Source organism: Paraburkholderia sp. 40 (assembly GCF_050434105.1).
GTDB lineage: Bacteria > Pseudomonadota > Gammaproteobacteria > Burkholderiales > Burkholderiaceae > Paraburkholderia > Paraburkholderia tuberum.
This window is the reverse complement of the sequence record NZ_JBNPVY010000004.1, coordinates 1,679,394-1,693,310: the sequence shown is the minus strand read 5'-3', so window position 1 is coordinate 1,693,310 and position 13,917 is coordinate 1,679,394. Positions and strand designations below refer to the sequence as shown.

Sequence of the window (13,917 nt, the reverse complement as noted above, 5' to 3'; positions counted from 1 at the left end):
GTCGCCAGGCCCGGCTTCGAAGCGAGCGGGCTGGCATAATGGGGGTCTCCCCGTATTTCTTTGGACGACGCTCATGTCCGGCAACACGCTCGGTACGCTTTTCACTGTCACGACCTTCGGCGAATCGCACGGCCCCGCTATCGGCTGCGTGATCGACGGCTGCCCGCCGGGCATGGCGCTCAACGAAGCCGACATCCAGTTCGAACTCGATCGCCGCAAGCCGGGCACGTCGCGCCACGTGACGCAGCGCCAGGAAGAAGACAAGGTCGAGATCCTCTCGGGCGTGTTCGAAGGTCAAACCACCGGCGCGCCAATTGCGCTGCTGATCCGCAATACCGACCAGCGCAGCAAGGACTACGGCAACATCGCGGAAACGTTCCGCCCCGGCCACGCCGACTACACGTACTGGCAAAAGTACGGCATTCGCGATTACCGCGGTGGCGGCCGCTCGTCGGCACGGCTGACGGCGCCGACGGTCGCGGCGGGCGCGGTCGCGAAGAAGTGGCTGCGCGAGAAGTTCGGCACCGAAATTCGCGGCTATATGGCCGCGCTCGGCCAGATCGACGTGCCGTTCGTCGATTGGGCGCAGGTGCGCGAAAACCCGTTTTTCGCGCCGAATGCGGAGATCGTTCCGCAGCTCGAGGCGTATATGGACGCGCTGCGCAAGGACGGTGATTCGATCGGCGCGCGCATCAACGTGGTTGCCTCCGGCGTGCCGGTCGGCCTCGGCGAGCCGCTGTTCGACCGCCTCGACGCCGACATCGCGCACGCGATGATGGGCATCAACGCGGTGAAGGGTGTCGAGATCGGCGCGGGCTTCGCGAGCGTCGCGCAACGCGGCTCGGTGCATGGCGACGAGCTGACGCCGGAAGGTTTCGTCGGCAATCACGCGGGCGGCGTGCTCGGCGGTATTTCGACGGGGCAGGACATCACGGTGTCGATCGCGATCAAGCCGACGTCGAGCATTCGCACGCCGCGCCGTTCGATCGACAAGGCGGGGAACCCCGCGATCGTCGAAACCTTCGGGCGGCACGACCCCTGCGTCGGCATTCGTGCGACGCCGATCGCCGAGTCGATGCTTGCGCTCGTGCTGATCGATCACGCGCTGCGGCATCGCGCGCAATGCGGCGATGTGGCCGTGAGCACGCCGAAGATCGCGGCGAGCGCGCCGTAACCCTGACGCGGTCCCGCGATTGGCGGCGAACGAGCCGCCATAAAAAAGAATAGGGAAGGGGACCAACGAAACGCGCAAGAATGCGCGCAGACGAAAGCGCGAGCGCGCTATCGGAATTTGCCTACGCGACGCTGCCGGTTATCGCGCAGCGCCGCAAAGGCAGACGGCACATCAATCACATATTCGGATAGTTCGGACCGCCACCGCCTTCCGGCGTGACCCACACGATATTCTGCGTCGGGTCCTTGATATCGCAGGTCTTGCAGTGCACGCAGTTCTGCGCATTGATGACGAGCCGCTCGCTGCCATCGTCGTTCTTCACGAACTCGTACACTGCAGCGGGGCAATAACGCGCCTCCGGTCCCGCGTAGGTCTGCCAGTTCACGTTGACCGGCACGGTCGGATCCTTCAGCGTCAGGTGCGCCGGCTGATTTTCCTCGTGATTCGTGTTCGAGATGAACACCGAGGACAGCCGGTCGAACGTCAGCTTGCCGTCCGGCTTCGGATACGCGATCGGCTTGCACTGAGAAGCCGGCTTCAGCATTTCATGATCGGAATGCTGATGATGCAGCGTCCACGGCACGTTGCCGCCAAGCAGCTTCTGCTCGAGACCGACCATCAGCGTGCCGAGGTAGAGACCCTTGCTCATCCACTGCTTGAAGTTACGCGCGCGATACAGCTCGGTGTAGAGCCACGACGTCTTGAACGCTTCCGGGTAGGCGCTCAGTTCGTCCGACTGACGGCCGGCCTGGACGGCGTCGAACGCGGCATCGGCGGCGAGCATGCCGGTCTTGATCGCGGCGTGCGAACCCTTGATGCGCGACGCGTTCAGGAAACCCGCGTCGTCGCCGACCAGCGCACCGCCCGGGAACACCAGCTTCGGCAACGACATCAGGCCGCCCGCGGTGATCGCGCGCGCGCCGTAGGACACGCGCTTGCCGCCTTCGAGAATCGCGCGGATCGCCGGATGCGTCTTGTAGCGCTGGAATTCCTCGAACGGCGACAGATACGGATTCGAATAGCCGAGGCCGACCACGAAGCCGACCACGACCTGGTTGTTGTCCATGTGGTAGAGGAACGAGCCGCCGTACGTGTCGTTTTCGAGCGGCCAGCCGGCCGTGTGCATCACCAGACCCGGCTTGTGCCTGGCGGGATCGATCTCCCACAGCTCCTTGATACCGATGCCGTACACCTGCGGATCGACGCCGTCGCGCAGCTTGAACTTCTCGTTCAGCTGGCGGCCGAGGTGGCCGCGCGCGCCTTCGCAGAACAGCGTGTACTTTGCGTGCAACTCCATGCCGAGCTGGAAGTTCCCGGTCGGTTCGCCGTCCTTGCCGATGCCGAGGTTGCCGGTCGCGACGCCCTTGACCGAGCCGTCGTCGTTGTACAGCACTTCGGCCGCCGGAAAGCCAGGGAATATCTCGACGCCGAGCGCCTCGGCCTGCTGACCCAGCCAGCGCGTCACGTTCGCGAGGCTGATCACGTAGTTGCCGTGGTTCTTGAAATTGTCCGGCAGCGCCCAGGTCGGCACGCTCTTCGCGCCCGTCTCCGACAGGAACAGGAAGCGGTCTTCGGTCACGTCGACCGTCAGCGGCGCGCCTTTTTCCTTCCAGTCCGGGATCAGCTCGGTCAGCGCGCGCGGGTCCATCACCGCGCCCGACAGAATATGGGCCCCGATCTCAGAGCCTTTTTCGAGTACGCACACGCCAATGTCAGCGCCTCGTTCGGCGGCGCGCTGCTTCAGGCGAATGGCCGCCGACAGGCCCGCAGGGCCACCGCCGACGATGACGACGTCATACTCCATCGACTCGCGCGGGCCGTACTGCTCAATGAGACTTGCGGGGGTCATTGATGCTCCTCTTACCGTTAGAATGCTTTTTTCGGGTTCGTATTGTGGGCGATCGATTCCCGCGCCGCAACCTGAAAGCCACAGATTAGCACGACCGTACTATTTCATGATACGGTATAGACCCTTAGTCGGGTCCTACCGAACCCGTCAACCGCAGTTGTCACCACAACCGAACAAGGAAAGACAATGGGCCGTTCGATCAATCTGGAAGGCAAGGTCGCGCTGATTACGGGCGCCTCGAGCGGGCTGGGCAAGCGCTTCGCGCAGGTGCTGTCGCAGGCGCGGCGCGAAGGTCGTGCTGGCGAGCCGACGTACCGAGCGGCTCAAGGAGCTGCGCGCGGAAATCGAGGCGTCCGGCGGCGCCGCGCACGTCGTGTCGCTCGACGTGACCGACTATCAGAGCATCAAGTCGGCGGTCGCGCATGCGGAGACCGAGGCCGGCACCATCGATATCCTCGTCAACAACTCGGGCGTGTCGACCACGCAGAAGTTGTCCGAGGTCACGCCGGCGGACTTCGAATACGTGTTCGACACGAATACGCGCGGCGCGTTTTTCGTGGCGCAGGAAGTCGCCAAGCGCATGATCATGCGCGGCAACAACGCGCAGAAGCCGTCGTACCGGATCATCAACATCGCGTCGATGGCGGGCTTGCGCGTGCTGCCGCAAATCGGCCTGTATTCGATGAGCAAGGCCGCGGTCGTCCACATGACGAAGGCGATGGCGCTCGAGTGGGGCAAGCACGGCATCAATGTGAACGCGATCTGCCCCGGGTATATCGACACCGAGATCAACCATCACCACTGGTCGACCGATCAGGGCCAGAAACTCGTGGCGATGCTGCCGCGTCATCGGGTCGGCAAGCCGGAGGATCTCGATGGGCTGCTCCTGCTGCTCGCGGCGGATGAATCGCAGTTCATCAACGGCTCGGTGATCGTCGCCGACGACGGCTTCGGACTCGCGTGAGCGGGTCGTCCAAAGTTTCAACAATCAGGCAGAAAAAGGAAGAACGGAAGTACAGAATGAGCGATTTTCACGCAGTTTTCGAAATGACGATGCCGATCCGCTGGGGCGACATGGACGCCTTCGGTCACGTCAACAACACGGTTTATTTCCGCTACATGGAGCAGGTGCGGATTTCCTGGTTCGAGCACATGGACTTTGTCGGCCAGCGCGCGGACGGGCAGGGGCCGGTGATCGTCAATGCGTCGATGGAGTTTCTGAAGCAGCTGCACTATCCGGGCGACGTGATCGGCCGGATGTCGGTGGCGACACCGGGGCGCAGCAGCTTCGATACGGCTTTCGAGCTCCTGCGCGCCGATGAGCCGGATACGCTCTATGCGCGAGGCGCCGCGCGATGCGTGTGGATCGACTACGCGGCGGGCAAGTCGGTGCCGGTGCCTGACGTACTGCGCGCGGCCATCGAGAGCGCGGCGCTCGTCAAGGCGGCCTGAGCGCGCGGCTTGACAGCGCTGTCGCGCGCTTCAAACGCCCTCTCTCAATCTCCGAGCAGCCGCTGCAACAGCTCGGTCGCATTGCCCGTATCGTATTTGCGCATGAGCCGCGCGCGGTAGACGTCGACCGTGCGCGGGCTGATGTCGAGCACGCGGCCGATCTGCTTGCTGGTCTTGCCCGTCACCAGTTGCGCGGCGATTTCGCGCTCGCGTGGCGTCAGTTCCACCGCGACCCGCCGGGTTGCGCTCAAATCCTCGAAGGTCCAGACACCCGCCGCGTGCGGGTCGGTGCGCTGCTGCGCGCGGCCCGTCACGTGACACCAGAACAGCTCGCCGTTCGCGCGCTTCATGATCCGGTCGTCCGCGTAGCTGCCTTGCGCGGTCATGATCGGCGGAATGCGCGCGCCGATCCGCTCGAACTCATCCGCCGATGGATACAACACCTGGAACGACTGACCGATCAGCGCGTCGCGCGCGTAGCCGAATATCGACGCTAGCTCGTCGTTGCAGTCTTCGATGGTCCGCTCGCGGGACAGCACGAGTCCGATCGGCGCGAGGTGAAACGCAGTGCGGTAATCCAGGGCGGGCATGGGCGGGCGGCAAGTACTTATGTATTTTTGCGTATTGTGCCGCATGGCGGGCCCAGCGTACTCTTTCGGGCGGATGACAACGCGGCTCAAGCCGCGGATGACTAGAATGACGTAGCGGTATCGTGAGGCGACGTGAAGTTCGCCCGTTGCGATATCAGCCGCAATGATCCGGCGGACCACGTACAGGTTTCGGGTTTCCATAGAGGAAGGGACATACAGATGAACAAGGTCTATCCAGGCGCCGCCGAGGCGCTGAAGGACATCGTCAAGGACGGGCAGACGTTCGCCGTCGGCGGCTTCGGGTTATGCGGCATTCCTGAGGCGCTGATCGGTGCGCTGCGCGATTCGAAGGTGCAGGGCATCACCTGCATCAGCAACAACGCGGGCGTCGACGGTTTCGGCCTCGGCCTGCTGCTCGAGACGCGTCAGATCAAAAAGATGATCTCGTCGTACGTCGGCGAAAACAAGGAGTTCGAGCGCCAGTACCTGGCCGGCGAACTCGAGCTCGAATTCACGCCGCAAGGCACGCTCGCCGAGAAGCTGCGCGCGGGCGGCTCGGGCATCCCGGCGTTTTTCACGAACACCGGCTACGGCACGCAGATCGCCGAGGGCAAGGAAACCCGCCAGTTCGGCGAGAACCACTACGTGCTCGAACATTCGCTGACCGCCGATGTCGCGCTCGTCAAGGCATGGAAGGCCGACAAGGCCGGCAACCTGATCTATCGCCGCACCGCGCGCAACTTCAATCCGATGTGCGCGATGGCGGGCCGCATCACCGTCGCGGAAGTCGAAGAGATCGTCGAAGTGGGCGAGCTCGATCCGGACGCGATCCATACGCCTGGCATCTTCGTGCAGCGCATCGTGCTGAATGCGCATCCGGAAAAACGCATCGAACAACGCGTCGTCCGCGCGAAAGGAGACTGATCATGGCATGGACTCGTGACGAAATGGCCGCGCGCGCGGCGAAGGAACTGCAGGACGGCTTTTACGTGAACCTCGGCATCGGCTTGCCGACGCTGGTCGCGAACCACGTGCCGACGGGCGTCGAAGTGTGGCTGCAGTCGGAGAACGGTCTGCTCGGTATCGGCCCGTCGCCGACCGAAGACGAAGTCGACGCCGACCTGATCAACGCCGGCAAGCAAACGGTGACGACGTTGCCCGGTTCGTCGATTTTCTCTTCGGCGGATTCGTTCGCGATGATTCGCGGCGGCCACATCAATCTCGCGATTCTCGGTGCGATGCAGATCAGCAGGAAGGGCGATCTCGCGAACTGGATGATCCCGGGCAAGATGATCAAGGGCATGGGCGGCGCGATGGACCTGGTCGCAGGCGTCAAGCGAGTGGTCGTGCTGATGGAGCATGTCGCGAAGGGCGACCAGCACAAGATCCTCGAAGAATGCACGCTGCCGCTGACCGGCGTGGGTGTGGTCGACGAGATCATCACCGATCTCGGCGTGATCGAAGTGACCGAAAACGGCTTGAAAGTGACCGAACTCGCGCCGGGTGTGAGCGTCGACGAAATCAAGGCGAAAACCGGCGCACCGCTCGATGTGAGCGCGGTGAGCTGACGCGGGTTGAAACGCCGCTGCGCGCGTCGGCGCGACCGCGCGGCGGCAACGGTGTGTTCCGGACGGGCGAGACGTGAGTCTCGCCCGTTCTGTTTTTGGCGCGCGGCGGCGGATGCGCCGGACGGTTGGATCGACCTTCCTAAGCCTTCTGGCCGATGCTTGCCGCGCGACGAAGCGGTTTACAATCGTTTGCAGCCCAATCCGCAGCGTCTTTGCAAGGACACGAGATGACCGCAACGACTTCCGCTTCCACCACCGGGCGGCCCGCGCCGCGTCAACGTTACGTGCGGTGCGCGAGCGCTGCCGGCCTGCATCGCGTCGCCTATACCGAGTGGGGCGACCCGGACAATCCGCGCGTGTTGCTGTGCGTGCACGGACTCACGCGATCGGGGCGCGATTTCGACCGCCTCGCCGCCAACTTCGCGGACACCTATCGCGTGGTGTGCCCGGACGTGGTTGGCCGGGGCTTGTCGTCGTGGCTCGCGAACCCCAACTTATACGCGGTGCCGCAGTACGTCGCCGACATGGTCACACTGATCGCGCGGCTCGACGTCGACACCGTCGACTGGTTCGGCACCTCGATGGGCGGCCTGATCGGCATGGGGCTCGCCGGCCTGCCGGACACGCCGATCCGCAAGCTGCTGCTGAACGACGTCGGGCCGCATCTGGAGCCGGTCGCGGTCAAGCGCATCGGCGATTACCTTGGCAAGCCCGCGCGCTTCGAAACGCTGCAGCAGGGCGTTGACTATGCCGCGCAGCTCGCGCAGAGCTTCGGACCGCTGACTCCGGACGAATGGCGCGAAATCAATACGCCGTTGCTGCGCGAAGAGGACGGCGCATGGGTGCTGCGCTATGACCCGCGCATCGCGCAGCCGTTCGCGGCGGTCACCGAGGAAGCGGCGAAGCTCGGCGAGGCGGCGCTGTGGCATTCGCTCGCGTCGTTCCAGGGGCCGGTGCTGGTGGTGCGCGGCGAGCAGTCGGATTTGCTGTCGCGTGAAACGGTCGCGAAGATGGTGTCGACCGCGCGTGCCGCATCGAGCGTGGAGATCGCCGGCGTCGGGCATGCGCCGGCGTTCCTGGCGGCGGACCAGATCGCGCTCGCGAGGGAGTTCTTCATCGGTCAGGCCGCGAACGCGTCATAATATTGAGTTCCGCATGACGTTTTCATCGGCAGTGTCGTGTGGGACGTAGTTCGATTAACCCCTCAGCTCAGGACTTTTCATGGCAGTCATTCGTTATCACGTCGGCAAGCGTCTCTCGGAAATGGCCGTGCACAACGGCACCGTGTACCTCGCGGGTCAGATCGCCGAAGACGACGATCAGGACATCGCCGGCCAGACGCGCGAAGTGCTCGGCCACATCGACCGTCTGCTCGCCGAAGCGAACAGCGACAAGTCGCTGTTGCTGTCGGTGCAGATCTATATCTCGGACATGGCGCATTTCGCCGGCATGAACGCCGTGTGGGACGAGTGGGTCGCGCAGGGCGACACGCCGCCGCGCGCGACCGTCGAGGCAAAGCTCGCGAATTCGAAGTGCCTCGTCGAAATCGTCGTGATCGCGGCGCAGCGCAACTGAGTCGCGGCCGTCCGGCAGCACCGTGGTTGATTTTTCGTTGAATCGTCTGGCCCGGCGGGCCGTCGCACCATGAACACCGATACCGTTCCGAGCGCGCCTCATCCCCATCGTTCCTTCGACGAAGCGATGGCGTTCGTGCGCGAACATGCGGGCGAGGTGCGGCTGTCGTCGGGCGAATTGCTCGCGGATCACGCGGCGGGCACCGCGTCGATCATGCGCAAGCTCAACGTCGATCCGCCGGCGGTGCTGGCCGCTGCGCTGTTTGCGCTGACACCGCATCTGCGCGATCCGGAGCGCGTGATCGCCGACGACTTCGGCGAAGAAGTCGCCCAACTGGTCGGCGACGTACGCAAGCTGCTGCGGCTCGGCACGGTCAGTTCGCGCGCGGCGCAAAACGCGATGCCCGAGGCCGGGCGTGACGCGCAGGCTGCGCGCCGCGTGCAGGTCGAGGCGCTGCGCAAAATGCTGCTCGCGTTCGCGCAGGACATTCGCGTCGTGCTGATCCGCCTCGCGTCGCGGCTGCAAACGCTGCGTTATTACGCGGCCGCGAAGCTCACGCCGTCGCCCGACGTCGCACGCGAAACCCTCGATATCTACGCGCCGCTCGCGAACCGCCTCGGTATCTGGCAATTGAAGTGGGAGCTCGAGGACCTCGCGTTCCGTTTCGAGGAGCCGGACACCTACAAGCGCATCGCGAAACTGCTCGACGAGAAGCGCGTCGAGCGCGAGAGCTATGTCGCGCAGGCGATCGAACGCCTGCAGCAGGAGCTGGCCGCCGCGCATATCCGAGCGGAAGTGAGCGGTCGGCCGAAGCATATCTACAGCATCTGGCGCAAGATGCGCGGTAAGGAGCTGGACTTCGCCGAGTTGTACGACGTGCGCGCGTTTCGCGTGATCGTGCCGGACATCAAGGACTGCTACACCGTGCTCGGCATCGTGCACAACCTGTGGCAGCCGGTGCCGAAGGAGTTCGACGATTACATCTCCCGGCCGAAGCCGAACGGCTACAAGTCGCTGCACACCGTCGTGATCGGCGACGACGGCCGCGCGTTCGAAGTGCAGATCCGCACGCAGGAAATGCATCGCTTCGCCGAATACGGCGTGGCAGCGCACTGGCGCTACAAGGAAGCGGGTGCGCGCGGCTATGGTGGCACGTTCACCGCGAGCGAGAAATACGACGAGAAGATCGCCTGGCTGCGACAGCTGCTCGCATGGAAGGACGAAGTCTCCGAGGGCGAACATGGCGAAGCGGGCTCGGCACAGCCGTGGGAGCAGTTGCGCCAGGCCACGCTCGACGACGATCACATCTACGTGCTGACGCCGCAGGCGCGCGTGATTCCGTTGCCGCACGGCGCGACGCCGATCGACTTCGCGTTTCACCTGCACAGCGAGCTTGGGCATCGTTGCCGCGGCGCGCGCGTCGACGGCGCGATGGTGCCGCTCAACACGCCGCTGCAGAACGGCCAGACGGTCGAGGTCGTGGCGGTGAAGGAGGGCGGTCCGTCGCGCGACTGGCTTAATCCGCAACTTGGCTATCTGCAAAGCCCGCGCGCGCGGCAGAAGGTGCGCGCATGGTTCAACGCGGTGGAGTTACAGGAGCACATCGCGAACGGTCGCGCGATGGTTGAAAAAACCCTGCAGCGCGAAGGCAAGACCTCGGTCAATCTCGATCAACTGGCCGCGCGGCTCGGTTTCAAGACCACCGACGACCTGTTCTCCGTGGTCGGCAAGGAGGAGTTCAGTCTGAGGCTCGTCGAGCAGGCGTTGCAGGATGCGCCGCCGCCCGAGCCCGAGGTCGATGCGCCGGAGAAGTTCGAGAAACGCAGCAGCGGCGCGAGCGTCGCGCGCGGCGCATCCACGGGGGTGCTGGTGGTCGGCGTCGATGCGTTGCTCACCCAGCTCGCGCGCTGCTGCCGGCCGGCGCCGCCCGACGACATCTGCGGATTCGTTACGCGAGGCAAGGGCATGTCGGTTCATCGCAGCGACTGCGCGACGTTCCGCCGCATGGAGGAGCGCGCGCCGGAGCGCGTGCTTCAGACGGCGTGGTCGGCGGACGTGATGAGCGGCCGCGGCCACTCCGTCTACCCGGTCGACCTCAGCATCGAGGCGACGGACCGGCAAGGTCTGCTGCGCGATATCTCCGAAGTATTCGCGCGGGAAAAGATGAACGTGATCGGCGTAAGGACGCAATCGCGCCGCACTGCCGCGTTCATGCAATTTACCGTCGAGGTGTCGAGCTCCGCGCAGATTCAGCGCGCGTGCACGCTGCTGGGCGAGATCACGGGTGTCGTGCGGGCGGCGCGCAAGAACTGAGGCGCGGGCGGTTGGAAAAAGCCCCGCTAGTGGCGCGACGGATTAAAGTCGCTGCATAAAAGTACTTGCCAAGCTGCGCTATACCCCATATACTCTCGTCTCTTCAGGCTCGTAGCTCAGCTGGTTAGAGCACCACCTTGACATGGTGGGGGTCGTTGGTTCGAGTCCAATCGAGCCTACCAACGAAAATGAAATTCCGGCCTCGCTGGGGTTTCGCAAGCTGCAGTAAGCGCTTTGAGCGCAAAAAGGCGAATACGGTTATGACACCGCGAACGTTGACCGAAACCACTTCGGAACGACGCTAGTCGAGGACCACTTTCGCCAGTGAAGTTTGCATAAAATGTGAATGCGGCCCCTCGAAAGCGGGGCCGCATTTTTTTTATCTTTTTGACCCCGGTTGTATGTGCCGCCGCCGGTCGGCACCACGGAGAACGCAATGGTTTCGATACGTTTGCCTGACGGTTCTGTTCGACAGTACGAGCATCCGGTGACCGTCGCCGAAGTGGCCGCCTCGATCGGCCCCGGTCTCGCGAAAGCCGCGCTCGGCGGCAAGATCGACGGGGAGTTGGTCGATACGTCCGCGCTGATCGATCACGACGTGGCGCTCGCCATCGTCACGGAAAAGGACGCAGACGGTCTCGATATCATTCGCCACTCGACGGCGCACCTGCTCGCGTACGCGGTGAAGGATCTGTACCCGGAAGCGCAGGTCACGATCGGCCCGGTCATCGACAACGGTTTCTATTACGACTTCTACTATAACCGTCCTTTCACGCCGGAAGATCTCGAAAAGATCGAAAAGCGCATGCAAGAACTCTCGAAGAGGGACGAGCCGGTGTCGCGTCGCGTGGTGTCCCGCGACGAAGCGGTCGAGTACTTCAAGAGCATCGGTGAAAAGTACAAGGCCGAGATCATCGAATCGATCCCCGCTAGCGACGAAATCAAACTGTACTCGCATGGCGGCTTCACGGACCTGTGCCGCGGCCCCCACGTGCCGTCCACCGGCAAGCTGAAGGTCTTCAAGCTGATGAAAGTCGCGGGCGCGTACTGGCGTGGCGACTCGAAGAACGAGCAACTGCAGCGCATTTACGGCACGGCCTGGACGAAGAAGGAAGACCAGGAAGCGTATCTCCACATGCTCGAAGAAGCCGAGAAGCGCGACCATCGCAAGCTTGGCAAGCAGCTCGACCTGTTCCACATGCAGGACGAGTCGCCGGGCATGGTGTTCTGGCATCCGCGCGGCTGGACGCTGTGGCAGCAAGTCGAGCAGTACATGCGCCGTCGCGTGAACGACGCCGGCTACCTAGAAATCAAGACGCCGTTGATCATGGACCGCTCGCTGTGGGAAGCGTCGGGCCATTGGCAGAACTATCGTGAAAACATGTTCACGACGGAATCGGAAAAGCGCGACTACGCGATCAAGCCGATGAACTGCCCCGGTCACGTGCAGGTGTTCAACCACGGTCTGCGCTCGTATCGCGATCTGCCGCTGCGTTACGCGGAGTTCGGCTCGTGCCATCGGAACGAATCGTCGGGCGCGCTGCATGGACTGATGCGTGTGCGCGGCTTCGTGCAGGACGACGCGCATATTTTCTGTACCGAAGATCAGTTCATCAGCGAATCGATCGCGTTCAACACGCTGGCAATGAGCGTCTACCGCGACTTCGGCTTTGATAACGTCGAGATCAAGCTGTCACTGCGCCCCGATGCGCGCGCCGGCACCGACGAAACTTGGGATCGCGCGGAGCAGGGACTGCGCGAGGCGCTGACGGCCTGCGGCGTCACGTGGGAAGAGTTGCCCGGCGAGGGTGCATTCTACGGCCCGAAGGTCGAGTATCACATCAAGGACGCGCTCGGCCGCTCGTGGCAGTGCGGTACGCTGCAGCTCGATATGGTGTTGCCGGAGCGGCTGGGTGCCGAATACGTTGCCGAAGACAACAGTCGCCGTCGCCCGATCATGCTGCACCGGGCGATCGTCGGATCGATGGAGCGTTTCCTCGGGATTCTGATCGAGCACCATGCTGGTGCAATGCCCGCTTGGCTCGCGCCGATGCAGGTCGTTGTGATGAATATTGCGGAAAGTCAGGCCGAATACGCGCACGCGCTAGCCCAATCGTTGCAAAAACAAGGGGTTAGAGTCGAGGCCGATTTGCGCAACGAGAAGATTAGCTATAAAATACGCGAGCACACGCTGGAAAAGGTCCCGTACCTGTTGGTGGTCGGCGACAAGGAGCGTGAAGCGCAAACAGTAGCCGTGCGTGCCCGTGGTGGTGTCGATATGGGTGTAATGCCTGTTGACACCTTCATTGAGCGTCTGCGCCAGGAGGTGCAGTCGTTCAACTGAGCCACTTGGTACCCGGCTCGTTTTTTTTAATTTTTAGAGGAAACGTAACATCGCTACTGATAAGTCTGCGCACCGCATCAACGGTGAAATTACAGCACCCGAGGTGCGACTGGTCGGCGTCGAGAACGAACCGCTCGGCATCGTGAAACTCGCTGATGCGTTCCGCATGTCGGAACAGCAGGACGTAGATCTGGTCGAAATCGCTCCGCAAGCGGTTCCGCCGGTTTGCCGCTTGATGGACTACGGCAAGTTCAAGTACCAGGAAGCGAAGAAGCAACACGAGGCCAAGCTCAAGCAGAAGGTCATCCAGGTCAAGGAAGTCAAATTCCGCCCAGGTACCGACGACGGTGATTACAACGTCAAGCTGCGCAACCTCGTCCGCTTCCTCGAAGATGGCGACAAGACGAAAATCACGTTGCGTTTCCGTGGCCGCGAAATGGCTCACCAGGAAATCGGCATGCGCATGCTCGAACGCCTGCGCACCGACCTCGACGAAGTCGGTCAGGTCGAGCAGATGCCGAAAATGGAAGGGCGCCAGATGATCATGGTGCTCGCTCCGAAGAAAAAGAAGTAAGCGCGAAGCAGTTGGCCGGAGCGGCGGCGTGCCATGTGGCGCGCGCTCCGGAGGCGCAAGGTTGTTTGATGCTGTGCTGGGTGTCCGGCTTGGTGTCGGAAGGTTTCGGAACGTCGCGCATGCAAGTGCGCAGTGGTTCCCGAAAAGCGGCCGCTGGCGGTATCGGCGGTCTGCATACCAAGTGGAATGGGTTTCGAAGGGCGGGAAATGGCCATCTGGCCGACCGCACACCCATGTCCATCTAATAATGGAGTTGTCATGCCGAAGATGAAGACCAAGAAGAGCGCTGCAAAGCGCTTCGTGGTGCGTCCGGGCGGTACCGTCAAGCGCGGTCAAGCCTTCAAGCGTCACATTCTTACCAAGAAGACCACCAAGAACAAACGCCATCTGCGCGGCTCCACGGCAGTTCACGATTCCGATCTGAACTCCGTTCGCGCAATGCTGCCGTTCGCTTAACCCTTAACCGACACTCATAGGA

12 protein-coding genes, 1 tRNA gene and 1 pseudogene are annotated in these 13,917 nt (G+C 63.0%); 12 read left to right on the top strand and 2 right to left on the bottom strand.

What is annotated here, in order from left to right:
- Window positions 1-73: 73 nt before the first annotated feature.
- Entirely contained in the window at window positions 74-1,174 is a 1,101-nt protein-coding gene (aroC, locus tag OKW28_RS29490) for a chorismate synthase (protein ID WP_429450856.1), read from the top strand.
- 175 nt (window positions 1,175-1,349) lie between these two features.
- Here aroC and OKW28_RS29485 read toward each other — a convergent pair whose 3' ends face one another.
- A complete protein-coding gene (locus OKW28_RS29485) occupies window positions 1,350-3,023 on the bottom strand; it encodes an electron transfer flavoprotein-ubiquinone oxidoreductase (protein ID WP_429450854.1) in 1,674 nt (557 codons plus the stop codon).
- A 186-nt stretch (window positions 3,024-3,209) separates the two neighbouring features.
- On the opposite strand from OKW28_RS29485, the pseudogene OKW28_RS29480 reads away from it, so the two are divergent.
- Together OKW28_RS29480 and OKW28_RS29475 are read left to right on the top strand one after the other, a co-directional pair.
- Window positions 3,210-3,987: pseudogene (locus tag OKW28_RS29480) on the top strand (SDR family oxidoreductase).
- A gap of 56 nt (window positions 3,988-4,043) precedes the next feature.
- Complete coding sequence (locus OKW28_RS29475) at window positions 4,044-4,475, top strand: acyl-CoA thioesterase (RefSeq protein ID WP_429450852.1); 432 nt, start codon at window positions 4,044-4,046, stop codon at window positions 4,473-4,475.
- Between the two features lie 44 nt (window positions 4,476-4,519).
- On the opposite strand, the gene OKW28_RS29470 is transcribed toward OKW28_RS29475, so the two are convergent.
- A complete protein-coding gene (locus tag OKW28_RS29470; protein ID WP_018421157.1) occupies window positions 4,520-5,065 on the bottom strand; it encodes a LuxR C-terminal-related transcriptional regulator in 546 nt (181 codons plus the stop codon).
- Window positions 5,066-5,284: 219 nt separating this feature from the next.
- Between OKW28_RS29470 and OKW28_RS29465 the strand changes: the two genes are divergently transcribed.
- The 9 genes from OKW28_RS29465 to rpmI all read left to right on the top strand — a co-directional run bounded on the left by OKW28_RS29465 (window position 5,285) and on the right by rpmI (window position 13,895).
- Window positions 5,285-5,989 carry a CoA transferase subunit A gene (locus tag OKW28_RS29465; protein ID WP_429450851.1) on the top strand — a complete coding sequence of 235 codons (705 nt, stop codon included), beginning with the start codon at window positions 5,285-5,287 and terminating at the stop codon, window positions 5,987-5,989.
- Window positions 5,990-5,991: 2 nt separating this feature from the next.
- Window positions 5,992-6,633 carry a CoA transferase subunit B gene (locus OKW28_RS29460; protein WP_429363424.1) on the top strand — a complete coding sequence of 214 codons (642 nt, stop codon included), beginning with the start codon at window positions 5,992-5,994 and terminating at the stop codon, window positions 6,631-6,633.
- Between the two features lie 227 nt (window positions 6,634-6,860).
- Complete coding sequence (locus tag OKW28_RS29455) at window positions 6,861-7,775, top strand: alpha/beta fold hydrolase (protein WP_429346209.1); 915 nt, start codon at window positions 6,861-6,863, stop codon at window positions 7,773-7,775.
- A 79-nt stretch (window positions 7,776-7,854) separates the two neighbouring features.
- Entirely contained in the window at window positions 7,855-8,208 is a 354-nt protein-coding gene (locus OKW28_RS29450; protein ID WP_429450849.1) for a RidA family protein, read from the top strand.
- Window positions 8,209-8,277: 69 nt separating this feature from the next.
- Window positions 8,278-10,521 carry a RelA/SpoT family protein gene (locus OKW28_RS29445; protein WP_429450847.1) on the top strand — a complete coding sequence of 748 codons (2,244 nt, stop codon included), beginning with the start codon at window positions 8,278-8,280 and terminating at the stop codon, window positions 10,519-10,521.
- Window positions 10,522-10,626: 105 nt separating this feature from the next.
- A tRNA-Val gene (locus OKW28_RS29440) sits at window positions 10,627-10,703 on the top strand.
- A 254-nt stretch (window positions 10,704-10,957) separates the two neighbouring features.
- Window positions 10,958-12,865: a threonine--tRNA ligase gene (gene thrS / locus OKW28_RS29435; RefSeq protein WP_429450845.1), complete on the top strand. Its 1,908-nt coding sequence runs from the start codon at window positions 10,958-10,960 to the stop codon at window positions 12,863-12,865.
- A 49-nt stretch (window positions 12,866-12,914) separates the two neighbouring features.
- Window positions 12,915-13,439 (top strand): translation initiation factor IF-3, encoded by a 525-nt coding sequence (infC, locus tag OKW28_RS29430; protein ID WP_075643713.1) that lies wholly within the window; start codon window positions 12,915-12,917, stop codon window positions 13,437-13,439.
- 258 nt (window positions 13,440-13,697) lie between these two features.
- Window positions 13,698-13,895: a 50S ribosomal protein L35 gene (gene rpmI / locus OKW28_RS29425; protein WP_006052501.1), complete on the top strand. Its 198-nt coding sequence runs from the start codon at window positions 13,698-13,700 to the stop codon at window positions 13,893-13,895.
- Window positions 13,896-13,917 lie beyond the last annotated feature (22 nt).

Excerpts from the sequence above, each read along its gene's own strand:
- thrS (WP_429450845.1), top strand. The coding sequence starts at position 10,958 with ATGGTTTCGATACGTTTGCCTGACGGTTCTGTTCGACAGTACGAGCAT.
- OKW28_RS29460 (WP_429363424.1), top strand. The coding sequence starts at position 5,992 with ATGGCATGGACTCGTGACGAAATGGCCGCGCGCGCGGCGAAGGAACTG.
- OKW28_RS29450 (WP_429450849.1), top strand. The coding sequence starts at position 7,855 with ATGGCAGTCATTCGTTATCACGTCGGCAAGCGTCTCTCGGAAATGGCC.
- OKW28_RS29445 (WP_429450847.1), top strand. The coding sequence starts at position 8,278 with ATGAACACCGATACCGTTCCGAGCGCGCCTCATCCCCATCGTTCCTTC.
- rpmI (WP_006052501.1), top strand. The coding sequence starts at position 13,698 with ATGCCGAAGATGAAGACCAAGAAGAGCGCTGCAAAGCGCTTCGTGGTG.
- OKW28_RS29470 (WP_018421157.1), bottom strand. The coding sequence starts at position 5,065 with ATGCCCGCCCTGGATTACCGCACTGCGTTTCACCTCGCGCCGATCGGA.
- OKW28_RS29465 (WP_429450851.1), top strand. The coding sequence starts at position 5,285 with ATGAACAAGGTCTATCCAGGCGCCGCCGAGGCGCTGAAGGACATCGTC.
- OKW28_RS29485 (WP_429450854.1), bottom strand. The coding sequence starts at position 3,023 with ATGACCCCCGCAAGTCTCATTGAGCAGTACGGCCCGCGCGAGTCGATG.
- aroC (WP_429450856.1), top strand. The coding sequence starts at position 74 with ATGTCCGGCAACACGCTCGGTACGCTTTTCACTGTCACGACCTTCGGC.
- OKW28_RS29475 (WP_429450852.1), top strand. The coding sequence starts at position 4,044 with ATGAGCGATTTTCACGCAGTTTTCGAAATGACGATGCCGATCCGCTGG.
- OKW28_RS29455 (WP_429346209.1), top strand. The coding sequence starts at position 6,861 with ATGACCGCAACGACTTCCGCTTCCACCACCGGGCGGCCCGCGCCGCGT.